This is a genomic window from Streptomyces sp. NPDC002144 (genome assembly GCF_053593695.1).
On the sequence record NZ_JBSFDB010000003.1, the window covers coordinates 1 to 15,057 of the forward strand.

Below are 15,057 nucleotides of genomic sequence, written 5' to 3' on the forward strand. Positions count from 1 at the left end.
CTGGCGTTGATTTTTGGCACGCTGTTGAGTTCTCAAGGAACGGACGCTTCCTTCGTACTCACCCTTCCGGGCTTTCCTCCGGGCGCTTCCCTTCGGTCTTGCGTTTCCGACTCTATCAGATCCTTTTCCGATCCGATTTCCTCGGTGCTTTCCAGGTTCCCGCTTTTGTTTCGCGGTTTCCTTTCCGGCGGTTCCGACTCTATCAGATCCTTTCGGGCCTGATTCCCTGTCGGCGGGGCCTTTCGACATTCACTACGTTAGCCGATTCCCCGGAGAGCTCATAATCGAGTTCCGCGAGTTCGAATTCAGACATGCGGACATGACGAATTCGACCCCGCTGAGGGGTGATCGTAGGTAGTGGTTTGGCCGCTTCCGGCTGCTGGCGGATCGCCGTACCCGGTTCAAGCGGCTCGGGCTACATTACGCACCTTCCGGGGCAGCGTCAACTTCGGCGGCGCCTCGGCGTATGAGCTCGATAAGGGCTCACCGTCGGGTCGTTGGCAACCCAGTAGCGCCAGGGGTGGACGCCTCCTTCGCCGGCCACTCCGGTGCGGGGACCGCTGAGTACCTGGTCGGAGGCGATCGGGGTGCCCGTGAGCATGCGCAAGGGGGTGTCGCCGGCGGCGCACGCGTCCGTACCGTCGAGGCTTCGGTCCACCCCCAGGGCCGTGGCCAGGCGGGCCGGGCCTTTGGCCAGTTCCTTGTCGTTGCGGGCCGAGAGTCGACGTTTGCGTGCGAGTTCGGCGCCCTCGATCACCTCGCCGGCGCGGAGCAGGACCGCGCTCGCCCGGCCCTCGGGGCCGCAGACGAGGTTCATGCAGAACCACATGCCGTAGGTGAAGTAGACGTACACATGACCGGGGGGACCGAACATCACGTCATTGCGGGGCGTGCGGCCGCGATAGGCGTGGGAGCCGGGGTCGTTCGGGCCGTCGTACGCCTCCACCTCCGTGAGGCGCAGGGCTATCGGACCGTCGGGTGTGGTGCGCACGAGGATGCGGCCGAGGAGGTCGGGGGCGACGTCCAGGACGGGGCGGTCGAAGAACTCCCTGGGGAGTGGCGTACGGTCCGGGGGCGCGATCATGGCGTCCGAGCGTAGTCCAGGCGGCCGGATGCCAAGGGGTGGTCAAGGTTTCCCCTTCTTGCCAGGGTGTGGGGCGGAACCGGTCGTGGCCGGATCGCGTTTACAGGGATCAAGGGTCCGGACGTACGGCACGTACACGCAGAGGGAGAGACATGGCGTTCAAGAAGCTGCTCGCGAGTCTGGGGGCCGGCGGGGCTTCGGTGGAGACGGTGCTGACCGAGGTCAACGTCGTTCCCGGTGGCGTGGTCCAGGGGGAGGTGCGGATCCAGGGCGGGTCCGTGAACCAGGACATCGAGGGGCTGTCCGTCGGACTGCAGGCCAAGGTCGAGGTGGAGAGCGGCGACGAGGAGTACAAGCAGAACATCGAGTTCACCAAGGTGCGGCTCGGTGGGGCCTTCGAGCTGCAGGCCGGGGCCGTGCACGCGGTGCCGTTCGGGCTGGAGATCCCGTGGGAGACGCCGATCACGATGATCGACGGGCAGTCGCTGCGCGGGATGCACATCGGGGTGACGACGGAGCTGGCGATCGCGCGTGCGATCGACTCCGGTGACCTGGACCCGATCAACGTGCACCCGCTGCCGGCACAGAAGGCGATCCTGGACGCCTTCATCCAGCTGGGCTTCCGCTTCAAGAACGCGGACATGGAGCGCGGTCACATCCGGGGAACCCGGCAGCGGCTGCCGTTCTACCAGGAGATCGAGTTCCACCCGCCGTCCCAGTACCGCGGACTGAACCAGGTCGAGTTGAGCTTCGTGGCCGACGAGCACGCGATGGACGTCGTGCTGGAGATGGACAAGAAGCCGGGGCTGTTCAGCGAGGGCAGCGACACCTACCGGTCCTTCCAGGTGGGTCTGCACGACTTCCACGGGACCGACTGGGCGGCTTATCTCAACCAGTGGCTGTCCGAGGTCGGCAGCAAGCGCAACTGGTTCTAGGCTCGGAACCGCTGATTCACGTCATTCGATCAGGAGGTACCGAGGTGACCGAGCTCAAGCGGCGGCCGCTCCCCCACGACTTCCACCCGCCCGTGCCGTCGTTCACGGTGACGAGTGAGGACGTCCAGGAGGGCGCCACGCTCAAGGATGCTCAGGTCTACGCGGCCGGCAACACCTCGCCGCAGCTGCGGTGGGAGGGCTTCCCCGCCGAGACCAAGAGCTTCGCCGTGACCTGCTACGACCCGGACGCCCCGACGGGCAGCGGGTTCTGGCACTGGGTCGTGTTCGACATCCCGGCCTCGGTGACGGAGCTGCCGGCGGGTGCGGGCAGCGGCAAGTTCGAGGGACTGCCCGAGGGCGCGATCCAGGTTCGCAACGACTATGGGTCCAAGGACTTCGGGGGCGCGGCTCCGCCCGCCGGTGACGGGCCGCACCGGTACGTGTTCACGGTGTACGCGGTGGACCAGGAGAAGCTCGGACCGGACGCGGATGTCACGCCGGCGGTCGTCGGCTTCAATCTGCGGTTCCACGCCATCGCGCGTGCCCAGCTGATCGGTGAGTACGAGGTGCCCGCCGAAGACTGACGTTCATGGAACGTTTGCCCGCCCCTGGTCTTGGAATTGATCAGGGGCGGGCAGTTTTTATTGCGTTGTCCATCTCGGCGTGCCCGGCCAGAGTTGATCCAGCCCGCCAGGGGGTGGGCCGGTGCACAGAGGAGGTGGGCTGGATGCGGGACACGCTGGTCTTGAACGCGAGCTTCGAGCCGCTGTCGACGGTGACGCTGAACCGAGCCGTTGTCCTGGTGCTGCAGGACAAGGCCGTCGTCGAGCAGGCCCACCCCGAACTGCGCATGCGGGGCGCCGATGTGGACATACCCGTGCCCCGGGTGATCAGACTCTGCAGGTACGTACGGGTGCCGTTCCGAAGACAAGCTCCGTGGTCCAGGCGGGGTGTGCTGGTCAGGGACCGGCACAGGTGCGCGTACTGCGGTCGCCGGGCCACGACCGTGGACCATGTGGTGCCGCGGGCGCAGGGTGGTGCGGACTCCTGGCTGAACACGGTGGCCTCGTGCGCGGAGGACAACCACCGCAAGGCGGACCGGACTCCGGAGCAGGCGGGGATGCCGCTGCTCAGGCAGCCGTTCGAGCCCACGCCGCGTGACGCGATGCTGCTGGCTCTTGGCGCCGAGGAGTTCGAGGCGCTGCCTGATTGGTTGGCCATGGACGCCGCGTAGCGGAGCGACTGCCGGGTTGCGGTAGTTCTGCGGCTGCCGGCTGTGTGTGGCTTGGCGTGCCGTTCCCCGCGCCCCTGAGGGGGTGCGGGGAACGTTGGTTTGTACGGGCCCTCAGTCTATGGAGGGGTTCTCGCGGCGTTCCGTGGCCTTCTCTGAGCCGCCGCCGTTCGAGCCGCCGCCCACGCCGAAGTTGCCCATCGCGCCGGACAGGCCCTTGAGGGCGTCGCCGATCTCGCTGGGGACGATCCAGAGCTTGTTGGCGTCGCCTTCGGCGATCTTGGGCAGCATCTGCAGGTACTGGTAGCTGAGGAGCTTCTGGTCGGGGTCGCCGGCGTGGATGGCCTCGAAGACCGTGCGGACGGCCTGGGCCTCGCCCTCGGCACGCAGGGCGGCGGCCTTGGCCTCACCCTCGGCACGCAGGATCTGGGACTGCTTCTCGCCCTCCGCGGTGAGGATGGCGGCCTGGCGCGTACCTTCGGCGGTGAGGATCGCTGCGCGCTTGTCACGGTCGGCGCGCATCTGCTTCTCCATCGAGTCCTGGATGGAGGTCGGCGGCTCGATCGCCTTCAGTTCGACGCGGTTGACGCGGATGCCCCACTTGCCGGTGGCCTCGTCGAGGACGCCGCGCAGGGCCGCGTTGATCTCCTCGCGGGAGGTCAGGGTCCGCTCCAGGTCCATGCCACCGATGATGTTGCGGAGGGTGGTGACCGTGAGCTGCTCGATGGCCTGGATGTAGCTGGCGACTTCGTAGGTGGCCGCGCGGGCGTCCGTCACCTGGTAGTAGATGACCGTGTCGATGTTGACGACCAGGTTGTCCTGGGTGATCACCGGCTGCGGCGGGAACGGTACGACCTGTTCGCGCAAGTCGATGCGGTTGCGGATGGTGTCGATGAACGGGACGACGATGTTGAGGCCGGCGTTCAGCGTCCGCGTGTAGCGGCCGAAGCGCTCCACGATGGCGGCGCTGGCCTGTGGGATGACTTGGATGGTCCTGATCAGGGCGATGAAGACCAACACCACCAGAATGATCAGGACGATGATGACCGGTTCCATCGTCGTTCCCCGTACCCTTCTCCGCCTCGGCGCTCTCGGAAGATCTTATGCTTGTTGAAGATCTTGCTGGTCGAGTCTGACAGACCGTCGTGCAACTCGGGTACCGTTCGGTTCAGTTGAGTCGTACGAGGTCAGATGACGATCGCGGTCGCCCCCTCGATCTCCACAACGTCCACTTCCTGGCCTACGTCGTAGGCGCGTTCGGTGTCGAGGGAGCGGGCCGACCAGACTTCGCCAGCGAGCTTGATCCGGCCACCTGAGCCGTCGACCCGTTCGAGGACGACGGCTTGTTTGCCCTTCAACGCGTCGACGCCTGTGGCGAGTTGGGGACGCTGTCTGCTGTGCCGGACGGCGATGGGCCGGACGACGGCGATCAGAGCGACCGAGACGACGACGAAGGTGAGCACCTGGGCCACGGCGCCGAAGCCGAGTCCGGCGAAGACTGCGGCGGCGACGGCTCCCACCGCGAGCATGCCGAACTCCGGCATTGCCGTTACCACGAGCGGGATTCCGAGCGCGGCCGCGCCGACCAGCCACCAGACCCAGGCGTCGATGTCGTTCACATGGTCATGGTAGGACCGGCGGTCCGTTCCCGGACAGGGCGCAAAAGTCCGTAACCCCCCGGTTGTTGCCGAGGAGTCAGGACAGCGGGAGGCCGCGAGCCGTCCAGCGGTCGCCGACCTGTTCCACGACGAGCGGGAGGCCGAAGCAGAGGGAGAGGTTGCGGGAGGTGAGTTCGAGCTCCAGGGGGCCGGCGGTGAGGACCTTGCCCTGGCGGATCATCAGGACGTGGGTGAAGCCGGGGGCGATCTCCTCCACGTGGTGGGTGACCATCAGCATCGAGGGGGCGATCGGGTCGCGGGCGAGACGGCCGAGACGGCGTACGAGGTCCTCGCGGCCGCCGAGGTCGAGGCCGGCGGCGGGCTCGTCGAGCAGGAGCAGCTCGGGGTCGGTCATGAGGGCGCGCGCGATGAGGGTGCGCTTGCGCTCGCCCTCGGAGAGGGTGCCGAACTTCCGGTCGAGGTAGTCGCTCATGCCGAGGCGGTCGAGGAAGGCGCGGGCGCGCTGCTCGTCGACGTCCTCGTACTCCTCCTGCCAGCCGGCGGTCATGCCGTAGGCGGCGGTCAGGACGGTCTGCAGGACGGTCTGGCGCTTGGGGAGCTTGTCGGCCAGGGCGATGCCGGCGACGCCGATGCGGGGGCGCAGTTCGAAGACGTCGGTGCCGGGCCTGCCGAGGGTCTCGCCGAGGATGGTGGCGGTGCCCTTGCTGGGGTAGAGGTAGCTGGAGGCGACGTTCAGGAGGGTGGTCTTGCCGGCGCCGTTGGGGCCGAGGATGACCCAGCGCTCGCCCTCCTTGACCGACCAGGAGACCTCCTCCACCAGAGCCCGGCCCTCGCGGACCACGGATACGTCCTCCAGCTCCAGAACATCGCTCATGAGCGCGTTGTCTCCCCTTGCAGTGTGACCGGTCTCGGCGTCTCGGCGGTCGCAGGCGCCTGTGGGCGCCGCCCTCGAAGAAATCTACGCCACCGGTCGGCCGGTCCATTCCATCGGTCCGGTCCTTAGGGTGGACGCATGCTCTCGGAACCACGTTCAGGACGCCTTGCGGCTTGGGGAAACGCCCTTTTGGCCGGACTTGTCTCGCCGGACGACGCGGTGCTCGCGATCGTCGGGGAGGACGCCGTGCACCGGATGGAGGGGCTGCCCGGCGAGTCGGGGCCGGTCGGGCTCACGCTCGGGCTGGGCCGGCTGCGGGCGCTCGGGGTGACCGGTCTCAGGGTGGCGCTGCCCGCGCCGGGGCATCCGCTGGGGCTGAGCGGTCCGCCGGAGTTCAACGCGCGGGCCATCGAGGCCGAGGAGGCGGTGGTCTGCCACGGCGGTGCGCTGGGTCTGGTGCCGGAGGTGTACGAGGCCGGCCCCGAGGGTGATGTGCATGTCGAGGTGGTCTGGCACTGTCTGCCGGTGCGGGAGGCCCCGCCCGCGGACGTGCCCTCGCTCGGCGAGGCGGAGCGGGAGCTGGCGGAGGCGCTGCGCGAGGCGACGGAGGTGTTGTCGCGGCTGGACGTGGCCGGGTCGGGGCCGGCTGCGGAGGCGGCGATCGACGCCTACCGGGCGCGGGCCGAGCGGGGCCGGGAGGTGCTGGCGCCGGGGTATCCGCCGCGGGCGGTGCGGGTGCTGGAGCTGGCGCAGCGGGTGGGTCTGCTGGTGTCCCTCGCCCGGGAGAACGGGCACGGGGGCGCGGTGAGTTCGGCGGAGATGGGGGCTCGGGCCGAGGCGCTGCGGCCTGTTGAGCGGACGGCTCGGCGGGCGCAGGTCGCGGCCTACAACGCGTATGTGGAGGAGCGGGAGCGCGGGATGCGGTGAGCGTCCCCGGCCGGTGCGCACAAGGGCCCCTCGAGTCGCCGTGGACTCGAGGGGCCCTTCGTCGGGCGGTCCGGCGTCAGCTGTTCGCGGCCTTGTTGCCGAACGCCGGGTTGAGCAGGCCGATGGCGTTCACGCTGTTGCCGACCACGTTGACGGGGACGTGGACGGGGACCTGGACGAGGTTGCCCGAGCCGACGCCCGGGGACTTCACGGCCGCGCCGTCGGCGTCCGAGCTGGCGACCGCGGCACCGGCGGAGGCGCCGGCGGCGATACCGGCGACGGTGAGGGCCACGGCGGCCTTCTTGGCGATGTTCATGGGAAGTGTTCCTCCTGCGAGTGCGTGACGACCCGGCCGGGGGTCGTGCGCTGATCAACGAGGGTGGGAACGGGGGCGGTACGGGCGGTGGACGCCGACTGCCCGTTCGGATCAGTCGGAGGAAAAGCTGACCGGCCTCCCGGGAGCACCCGGGAGGCCGGAGATCACCGACCGCTGTCGGCGGAGGTCAGCGGTTGAGGCCGAGGTTGCCGAAGGCGGGGTTCAGCGCGCCGATGACGTTCACGCTGTTGCCCACCGCGTTCACGGGGATGTGCACCGGGGCCTGGACGAGGTTGCCCGAGACGACGCCCGGGGAGCCCACGGCCTGGCCGTCGGCGTGCGCGTCGGTGGCGGAGGCCATCCCGGCACCGGCGGCGATCAGACCGCCGGCCACCATCGTCACGGCCGCTGCCTTCTTCAGGTTCTTCACTTCTGAGCCCTCCTAGCGATCGCCGCGGCAGTCGCCGCAGCACGCACTGGAGGAACGGCGGAGATCACCGGAGGTTGCGCCATCCGGGGGACATTCCCACGACGGTATGAATCTCAGTCCGGAGCGGAACTCTCCGTATTGCCGTCCGTGAGGCCCTGCGCAGGGGGTTTCAGCCCGCCACGCCGTGGCGTACGGCCCACAGGGCGGCCTGGGTGCGGTCCGCGAGGTCGAGCTTCATCAGGATGTTCGAGACATGGGTCTTGACCGTCTTCTCGGACAGGACGAGGGCGCGGGCGATCTCCCGGTTGGAGCGGCCGTCCGCTATCAGGCCGAGCACCTCCCGCTCCCGCTCGGTGAGCGAACCCGCCCTGCCTTGGCCGGAGTTGGCCTCCTCCTGGGACAGCAGGGCGCCCGCGACCTCGGGTTGGAGCAGGATGTGCCCGGCGTGCACGGAGCGGATGGCGCCGGCGAGCGCGTCGGGGTCCACGTCCTTGTAGACGTACCCGGCGGCTCCGGCGCGCAGGGCGGGGACCACCGTGCGCTGTTCGGTGAAGCTGGTGACGATCAGCACGCGCGCGGGGTTGTCCAGTTCGCGCAGTCTGCGCAGCGCGTCCACGCCGTCCATGCCCGGCATCTTGACGTCCATGAGGACGACGTCGGGCCTCAACTCCTCGGCGCGGGCGACCCCCTCGGCGCCGTCGGCGGCCTCGCCCACGACCTCGATGTCGTCCTGCACCTCCAGGAACGTGCGCAGGCCGCGCCGGACCACCTGGTGGTCGTCGACGAGCAGCACCCTGATTGCGTCAGCCACCGAGGACCTCCATCTCGATCGTGGTGCCCTTGCCGGGCGCCGATTCCACGGTCAGCGTGCCGCCGACCCCGCTCGCGCGGTCGCGCATGGACACCAGACCGAGGTGGCGTCCGGCCCGGCGGACGGCCTTGGGGTCGAAGCCGCTGCCGTCGTCGGTGACCCGCAGCAGCGTCCCGGTGCCGTGGCGGGCCAGCGTCACGCGTACTTCCTGTGCGGCGGAGTGTCTGAGGGCGTTGTGCAGGGCCTCCTGGGCGACGCGCAGGACGGCCTCCTCCTGGGCGGAGGGCAGCGCGCGCACACCGTGGCTGTCGAAGGTGACGCGTGCGGTGTGGGCGCGGTCGAGGACCTGAACGTGGGTGCGCAGGGTGGCGACGAGGCCGTCCTCGTCGAGGCCGGCGGGGCGCAACTCGACGACGGCCGCACGCAGTTCGTCGGCGGCCTCGGCGGCGAGCGCGGCCACCTGCTGCAGTTCGCCCTTGGCGCGGGCGGGGTCGCGGTCGACCAGGGCGGCGGCGGCCTGAGCGGTCAGGCGCAGGGAGAACAGCTTCTGGCTGACGGCGTCGTGCAGTTCGTGCGCGAGGCGGGAGCGTTCCTCGGCGATGGTCAGTTCGCGGCTGCGCTCGTACAGGCGGGCGTTGGTGAGGGCGATCGCGGCGTGCTGGGCGAGGATGGCCAGCAGGTCCTCGTCCTGCTCGGTGAAGCCGCAACCGCCCTCCGGCTTGGGGCAGTTCTGCTTGTTGGCGAGGAAGAGGGCGCCGATGACCTCGTCGCCATCGCGGATGGGCAGGCCCAGGAAGTCGGACATGTCGGGGTGGGCGGACGGCCAGCCCTCGAAGCGGGGATCCTTGCGCACGTCGGCGAGGCGCTCCGGCCTGGCCTCGCGCAGCATCGCGGCGAGGATGCCGTGCTGGCGCGGAAGCGGGCCGATGGCCTTCCACTGGTCGTCGCTGACCCCGTCGACGACGAACTGGGCGAAGCCGCCGTGGTCGTCGGGGACGCCGAGCGCGGCGTACTGCGCGCCGAGCAGCTCACGGGCCGAGGCGACGATCGTCTTGAGGACGTCGCGCACCTCGAGATGCCTGCTCATGGCCAGCAGCGCGTCGCTGACGGCGGCGAGACCGGTCCGGGGGCCTTGACTCATGACCTCACGGTACCGGCGGGGTGTGACAGCGCGGATCGGACCTGTGGTGCCTGGTCCGGGCCGCTGGGCCTAGGACGGTCGGCCTAGGTCCGAGGCCCCGGACCTGCGACGTAGGGCGAAGGGCCGCGCCGCTTTGGTGCCCGCGTCCGAGGCCGGCGGGCGGGTCCCGTTCCTACGTTGAGGGCATGGCCGTCGGACGGCGGCGACGACGAGGGGACGTGGAGTCATGCCGGTAGCGATCATCACGGGGGCCTCCAAGGGGCTGGGGCGGGCGCTCGCCGAGGCCCTGGCCGCGCGGGGCTGGGATCTGGTGCTCGACGCCAGGACGGCCGAGGTGCTCCGGGAGACGGCGGCAGGGTTGGAGGCGACGCACGGCACGCGCGTGCGGGCGCTGCCCGGGGACGTCACGGACGCCGGGCACCGGGCCGAGCTGGTGGCGGCGGCGTGGAAGCTGGGCGGCGTCGATCTGCTGGTGAACAACGCGAGCGCGCTGGGCGCCGAGCCGCTGCTGCGGCTGGAGGGGCTGCCCCTGGAGGGGCTGCGGCGGGCGCTGGAGGTGAACGTGGTGGCCGCGCTGGGCCTGGTCCAGGAGGCGCTGCCGCTGCTGCGGGCCGCGGAGGCCGGCGCGGTGATCGCGGTCAGCTCGGACGCGGCCGCGGAGGCGTATGAGACCTGGGGCGGGTACGGGGCGTCCAAGGCGGCGCTGGACCAGCTGGCGGCGGTGCTCGGCGAGGAGGAGCCGGGGTTGCGGGTGTGGGCGGTGGACCCCGGGGACATGGCGACGGATCTGTACGCGGCGGCCGTACCGGACGACGACGATCCGCGGCCCGCGCCGGCCGGTGTGGTGCCGGCGTTCCTGCGGTTGCTGGACGAGCGGCCGCCGAGCGGGCGGTACGCGGCTCCGTCGCTGCTGGTGGAGGGACGATGACGCTGGCGGTGCACGTGCCCGAGGAACTGTCGGCGCGTGTCCCGGTCGAGCAGCGTGGGCCCGGGCTCGACCGGGACGCCGTGCGGCTGCTCGTGTCGCGGGGGATGCAGGTGTCGCATCACGCGTTCCGGGAGCTGCCCCGGCTGCTGCGGGCCGGGGATCTGCTCATCGTGAACACGTCGACCACGCTGGCCGCCGCCGTGGACGGGCGGGTGGGGCACGCGCGCGTGGTGGTGCACTTCTCCACGCGCGGGGACGACGGGCGGTGGGCGGTCGAGCTGCGCGATCCCGACGGGAGGGGAACCACGCGCGTGCGTGCGGGCGGGCCCGCGGGGACGGAGGTGCGGCTGCCGGGGGGTGTGCGGCTGGTCCTGGAGGAGCCGCTGAGCGCGAGCGGCGACCGTCTGTGGTGGGGACGGGCCTCGGGAGTGGAGGTGCTCGCGATGCTGCGGGTGCACGGGCGGCCCATCCGGTACTCCTACACCGAGCGGGACCAGCCGCTGTCCGTCTACCAGACGGTGTTCGCGCTGCCGTCCGACGACGGGACGGGCAGCGCGGAGATGCCGAGTGCGGCGCGGCCCTTCACGGCGCGGCTGGTGGCGGAGCTGGTGAGCCGGGGCGTGCAGTTCGCGCCGATCACGCTGCACACCGGGGTGGCCTCGGCGGAGGCGCACGAGCCGCCGTATCCGGAGCGGTTCTCGGTGCCGGAGGCCTCTGCACGGCTGATCAACGCCGTGAAGGCCGGTCGGGGGCGGGTCGTCGCCGTGGGGACGACCGCCGTGCGGGCCGTGGAGTCGGCCGCGGGGCCGGACGGTGTCGTACGCGCGCGTGAGGGGTGGACCCATCTGGTGGTGACCCCGGAGCGCGGGGTGCGGGTGGTGGACGGGCTGCTGACCGGGCTGCACGAGCCGGAGGCCTCGCATCTGCTGATGCTGGAGGCGATCGCGGGGCGGGTGGCGCTCGACCGCGGGTACGAGGAGGCGCTGCGCGGACGCTATTTGTGGCACGAGTTCGGCGACGTCCATCTCATCCTGCCGGAGGAACATCCTCACACAGAGCATTGCTCCAGCAACTGCTGGTGAGACGGGCGGGGGCACGGTGTGAGCCCGCGCATAGGGCGCAGGTCACGTACGAAGGTCGGTAGGAGATACAGACTCACCTCATGAGCGGCAAAGACGGTCCAGTCTGTCCTGTTTTGCCCATCTGCGATCCACTACCCGGGATCGTACGTCACACCTTTGCCTCCGCATTTTGCGGCCGCTAAGAATGGCTGCCGTCGCTCAGCGCCGCGGGTTCCAGCCCGCGGCGTTCGTGCGGGAAGGACCCCTGTCCCCCGCCGGACGAAGAGCGACCTCCGCGCTATTCGAAGAGGTCCGTCTGCCATGCCCAAGAACATCAACATTCGCCGTCACAGTCGTGCGCTGACCCGCCATCACAAGATCGCCGTCAGTGGTGTCGCCGCCCTCGGTGCCGCCGCCATCGCCTTCACCGCGGTGCCCAGCAATGCCGAGACGACCACGAGCGAGGCCACCGCCTCCCGCGTCGCCTACAGCAATGAGCCGATCAAGGACGTCAAGGCGAGCGTCACCGACCGGCTCGCCGCCGACAGCATCAAGTCCCAGGCCGCCAAGGCACAGGCCGAGGCCCACGCCAAGGCCGTCGCCGCCGCCGCCGCGAAGAAGCGGGCCGCCGCCGCGGCCGCCGCCAAGAAGAAGGCCGAGGCCCGGAAGAAGGCCGCCGCCGAGCGCAGGGCCAAGGAGGCCGCGAGCCGCTCCGCCAAGCGCGCCGCCCTCAAGAAGGCCACCGTCCGGTCCTACGGCAACAACCTCGACGGCTGGATCAAGCACTCCCTGGACATCATGAAGTCCAAGGGCATCCCGGGCTCCTACAACGGGCTGTACCGCAACATCATGCGGGAGTCCTCGGGCAACCCGAACGCCATCAACGACTGGGACATCAACGCGATCAACGGCATCCCGTCCAAGGGCCTGCTGCAGGTCATCCCGCCGACCTTCACCGCGTACCACGTCGCCGGCACCTCCTGGAACATCTACGACCCGGTCGCCAACATCACCGCCGCCGCCAACTACGCGGCCCACCGGTACGGCTCGATCGACAACGTCAACAGCGCGTACTGAGGTCAGCGCGGACCTCTGCCACGTGAACGCCGAAGGGCGGCACCCCCTGACGGGTGCCGCCCTTCGCGTCGTACGGATACTTCCTACTTGCGCATGACCTCCGGCTCGTGGCGGCGCAGGAAGCGGGCCACGAAGAAGGCGCAGATCACGCCCAGGACGAGCAGCGCGATCATGTCCATGCTCCACGCGGCGACGGTGTGCTCCCACAGCGGGTCGTTGCTCTTGCCCTTGCCGGGCGGGCTGATCTTGTTGAAGTCCAGCGTGGCACCCGCCGCGCCGACCGCCCACCGGGACGGCATCAGGTACGAGACCTGGTTGGCGCCGATCGAGCCGTTCAGGGCGAACAGACAGCCCGTGAAGACGACCTGGATGATCGCGAACATGACCAGCAGCGGCATGGTCTTCTCGGAGGTCTTCACCAGCGACGAGATGATCAGGCCGAACATCATCGAGGTGAAGCCCAGCGCCATGATCGGCAGGCAGAGCTCCAGGAGCGTGGCGTTGCCGAAGACCAGGCCCTGCTTCGGGATGTCCCGGCCGGCGAAGCCGATGACGCCGACCATCAGGCCCTGCAGCACGGTGACCACGCCGAGCACGAACACCTTGGACATCAGGTAGGCGGAGCGGGACAGGCCGGTGGCGCGCTCGCGCTCGTAGATGACCCGTTCCTTGATCAGTTCACGGACGGAGTTCGCCGCGCCGGCGAAGCAGGCGCCGACCGCGAGGATCAGCAGGACCGTGGTGGCCGTGCCGTTCGGGACGGGCTGGCCGGTGGCCCGGTTGATCATCGGGTTGGGCAGCAGGCCCTTGCCGGAGTCGATGAGCAGGCTCACCGCGCCGAGGACCAGCGGAAGGATCACCGTCAGGGCCAGGAAGCCCCGGTCCGAGGCGATGACCGACACATAGCGGCGCACCAGCGTGCCGAACTGGCTCATCCAGCCCTGCGGCTTCGGCGGCTTCATCGCCTGCATCGGCGGCATCTGTACGGACTGTGGTGCGACCGCGTCGATGTCCGCGGCGTACATCTGGTAGTGCTGCGAGCCCTTCCAGCGTCCGGCCCAGTCGTAGTCGCGGTAGTTCTCGAAGGCGGAGAAGACGTCGGCCCAGGTGTCGTAGCCGAAGAAGTTCAGCGCCTCCTCGGGCGGGCCGAAGTAGGCGACCGCGCCGCCCGGCGCCATCACGAGCAGCTTGTCGCACAGCGCCAGCTCGGCGACGGAGTGGGTGACGACGAGGACCGTGCGGCCGTCGTCGGCGAGGCCGCGCAGCAGCTGCATGACGTCGCGGTCCATGCCCGGGTCGAGGCCCGAGGTCGGCTCGTCCAGGAAGATCAGCGACGGCTTGGTGAGCAGCTCCAGGGCCACCGAGACGCGCTTGCGCTGACCGCCGGAGAGGGAGGTGACCTTCTTCTCCTTGTGGATGTCGAGCTTCAGCTCGCGCAGCACCTCGTCTATGCGGGCCTCGCGCTCGGCGCCGGTGGTGTCGGCCGGGAAGCGGAGCTTGGCCGCGTACTTGAGGGCCTTCTTGACGGTCAGTTCCTTGTGCAGGATGTCGTCCTGCGGGACCAGACCGATGCGCTGGCGCAGTTCGGCGAACTGCTTGTACAGGTTGCGGTTGTCGTACAGGACGTCGCCCTGGTTGGCGGGCCGGTAGCCGGTGAGCGCCTTCAGGAGCGTCGACTTGCCGGAGCCCGACGGGCCGATGACCGCGATCAGCGACTTCTCCGGGACGCCGAAGGAGACGTCCTTCAGGATCTGCTTGCCGCCGTCGACCGTGACGGTCAGATGGCGGGCCGAGAAGGACACCTCACCGGTGTCGACGAACTCCTCGAGATGGTCGCCGACGATCCGGAAGGTGGAGTGGCCGACGCCGACGATGTCGGCCGGGCCGAGGAGTTGGGAGCCGCCCTTGGGGATCGGCTGGCCGTTGACGTAGGTGCCGTTGTGCGAGCCGAGGTCGCGGATCTCCATGCGGCCGTCGGGCATCGAGTGGAACTCGGCGTGGTGCCGGGAGACCTGCAGGTCGGAGACGACCAGCTCGTTCTCCAGGGCACGGCCGATGCGCATCACGCGGCCGATGGAGAACTGGTGGAACGTGGTCGGGCTGCGGTCGCCGTAGACCGGCGGCGCCCCCGCGCCACCGCCGGGGCCCTGCTGCTGCGGGACGTGCGCGGCGGCCTGCTGCGGCTGTCCCCACGCGGGCTGCGGCGCCTGCTGCTGCGGTGCCTGCTGCGCCCAGCCCGGGGTCGCGCCCTGCGCGGCGAACGGCTGTTGCTGCGGCTGGGCCTGCGGTGTGGCGACGGCCGCCGCCGCGCCGGAGAGGTTCAGCCGCGGACCGTCGGTCGCGTTGCCGAGGTGGACCGCCGAGCCGGGCCCGATCTCCATCTGGTGGATGCGCTGGCCCTGCACGAACGTGCCGTTGGTGGAGCCGTGGTCCTCGATGACCCAACTCCGGCCCCCCCAGCTGATCGTGGCGTGGCGCCAGGACACCCTGGCGTCCTCCAGCACGATGTCGCCCTGCGGATCGCGTCCGAGGGTGTAGGTCCTGGACGGCTCGAGCGTCCAGGTACGTCCATTTGATTCCAGTACGAGTTCCGGCACTCCAAGCCCCACTGAGTAGTCCCCCG

At 69.9% G+C, this 15,057-nt stretch carries 16 protein-coding genes; 7 read left to right on the plus strand and 9 right to left on the minus strand.

The window, feature by feature from the left end; all coding sequences use genetic code 11:
- Positions 1–442: 442 nt before the first annotated feature.
- Positions 443–1,084 (minus strand): DNA-3-methyladenine glycosylase, encoded by a 642-nt coding sequence (locus ACWCQ1_RS04915; RefSeq protein WP_133048277.1) that lies wholly within the window; start codon positions 1,082–1,084, stop codon positions 443–445.
- A gap of 152 nt (positions 1,085–1,236) precedes the next feature.
- On the opposite strand from ACWCQ1_RS04915, the gene ACWCQ1_RS04920 reads away from it, so the two are divergent.
- From ACWCQ1_RS04920 to ACWCQ1_RS04930, 3 genes are all read left to right on the plus strand, one after another.
- Entirely contained in the window at positions 1,237–2,019 is a 783-nt protein-coding gene (locus ACWCQ1_RS04920; RefSeq protein WP_133048276.1) for a sporulation protein, read from the plus strand.
- A gap of 44 nt (positions 2,020–2,063) precedes the next feature.
- On the plus strand, positions 2,064–2,603 hold the full coding sequence (locus ACWCQ1_RS04925) for a YbhB/YbcL family Raf kinase inhibitor-like protein (protein ID WP_133048275.1): 540 nt from the start codon (positions 2,064–2,066) through the stop codon (positions 2,601–2,603).
- 143 nt (positions 2,604–2,746) lie between these two features.
- Positions 2,747–3,253: an HNH endonuclease gene (locus ACWCQ1_RS04930; protein ID WP_451025875.1), complete on the plus strand. Its 507-nt coding sequence runs from the start codon at positions 2,747–2,749 to the stop codon at positions 3,251–3,253.
- A 111-nt stretch (positions 3,254–3,364) separates the two neighbouring features.
- Here ACWCQ1_RS04930 and ACWCQ1_RS04935 read toward each other — a convergent pair whose 3' ends face one another.
- The 3 genes from ACWCQ1_RS04935 to ACWCQ1_RS04945 all read right to left on the minus strand — a co-directional run bounded on the left by ACWCQ1_RS04935 (position 3,365) and on the right by ACWCQ1_RS04945 (position 5,743).
- Positions 3,365–4,306, minus strand: coding sequence for an SPFH domain-containing protein (locus tag ACWCQ1_RS04935; RefSeq protein ID WP_133048273.1), 942 nt, complete (start codon positions 4,304–4,306; stop codon positions 3,365–3,367).
- Between the two features lie 131 nt (positions 4,307–4,437).
- Complete coding sequence (locus ACWCQ1_RS04940) at positions 4,438–4,869, minus strand: NfeD family protein (RefSeq protein ID WP_133048272.1); 432 nt, start codon at positions 4,867–4,869, stop codon at positions 4,438–4,440.
- Between the two features lie 76 nt (positions 4,870–4,945).
- Positions 4,946–5,743, minus strand: a complete 798-nt coding sequence (locus ACWCQ1_RS04945; RefSeq protein ID WP_133048271.1) for an ABC transporter ATP-binding protein — start codon at positions 5,741–5,743, stop codon at positions 4,946–4,948.
- 138 nt (positions 5,744–5,881) lie between these two features.
- Between ACWCQ1_RS04945 and ACWCQ1_RS04950 the strand changes: the two genes are divergently transcribed.
- Positions 5,882–6,670 carry a hypothetical protein gene (locus tag ACWCQ1_RS04950; RefSeq protein ID WP_133048270.1) on the plus strand — a complete coding sequence of 263 codons (789 nt, stop codon included), beginning with the start codon at positions 5,882–5,884 and terminating at the stop codon, positions 6,668–6,670.
- Between the two features lie 76 nt (positions 6,671–6,746).
- Here ACWCQ1_RS04950 and ACWCQ1_RS04955 read toward each other — a convergent pair whose 3' ends face one another.
- From ACWCQ1_RS04955 to ACWCQ1_RS04970, 4 genes are all read right to left on the minus strand, one after another.
- Positions 6,747–6,986 (minus strand): chaplin, encoded by a 240-nt coding sequence (locus ACWCQ1_RS04955; protein WP_358608463.1) that lies wholly within the window; start codon positions 6,984–6,986, stop codon positions 6,747–6,749.
- A 187-nt stretch (positions 6,987–7,173) separates the two neighbouring features.
- Positions 7,174–7,416: a chaplin ChpE gene (chpE, locus tag ACWCQ1_RS04960; protein ID WP_133048268.1), complete on the minus strand. Its 243-nt coding sequence runs from the start codon at positions 7,414–7,416 to the stop codon at positions 7,174–7,176.
- A 169-nt stretch (positions 7,417–7,585) separates the two neighbouring features.
- Positions 7,586–8,227 carry a response regulator gene (locus ACWCQ1_RS04965; RefSeq protein ID WP_133048267.1) on the minus strand — a complete coding sequence of 214 codons (642 nt, stop codon included), beginning with the start codon at positions 8,225–8,227 and terminating at the stop codon, positions 7,586–7,588.
- A complete protein-coding gene (locus ACWCQ1_RS04970; RefSeq protein WP_451025876.1) occupies positions 8,220–9,368 on the minus strand; it encodes a GAF domain-containing sensor histidine kinase in 1,149 nt (382 codons plus the stop codon). Before ACWCQ1_RS04970 ends, ACWCQ1_RS04965 begins: the two co-directional genes overlap by 8 nt.
- Positions 9,369–9,594: 226 nt before the next feature.
- On the opposite strand from ACWCQ1_RS04970, the gene ACWCQ1_RS04975 reads away from it, so the two are divergent.
- The 3 genes from ACWCQ1_RS04975 to ACWCQ1_RS04985 all read left to right on the plus strand — a co-directional run bounded on the left by ACWCQ1_RS04975 (position 9,595) and on the right by ACWCQ1_RS04985 (position 12,434).
- The gene (locus tag ACWCQ1_RS04975; RefSeq protein ID WP_133048265.1) at positions 9,595–10,296 is read left to right on the plus strand and encodes an SDR family NAD(P)-dependent oxidoreductase; all 702 of its coding nucleotides are present in this window, start codon (positions 9,595–9,597) and stop codon (positions 10,294–10,296) included.
- Positions 10,293–11,378, plus strand: a complete 1,086-nt coding sequence (locus tag ACWCQ1_RS04980) for an S-adenosylmethionine:tRNA ribosyltransferase-isomerase (protein WP_451025877.1) — start codon at positions 10,293–10,295, stop codon at positions 11,376–11,378. Before ACWCQ1_RS04975 ends, ACWCQ1_RS04980 begins: the two co-directional genes overlap by 4 nt.
- Positions 11,379–11,678: 300 nt before the next feature.
- On the plus strand, positions 11,679–12,434 hold the full coding sequence (locus ACWCQ1_RS04985; protein WP_133048263.1) for a transglycosylase SLT domain-containing protein: 756 nt from the start codon (positions 11,679–11,681) through the stop codon (positions 12,432–12,434).
- Positions 12,435–12,517: 83 nt separating this feature from the next.
- Here the strand turns inward: ACWCQ1_RS04985 and ACWCQ1_RS04990 are convergent, their stop codons facing one another.
- Positions 12,518–15,031: an ABC transporter ATP-binding protein/permease gene (locus ACWCQ1_RS04990; protein WP_358608470.1), complete on the minus strand. Its 2,514-nt coding sequence runs from the start codon at positions 15,029–15,031 to the stop codon at positions 12,518–12,520.
- Positions 15,032–15,057: the final 26 nt, after the last annotated feature.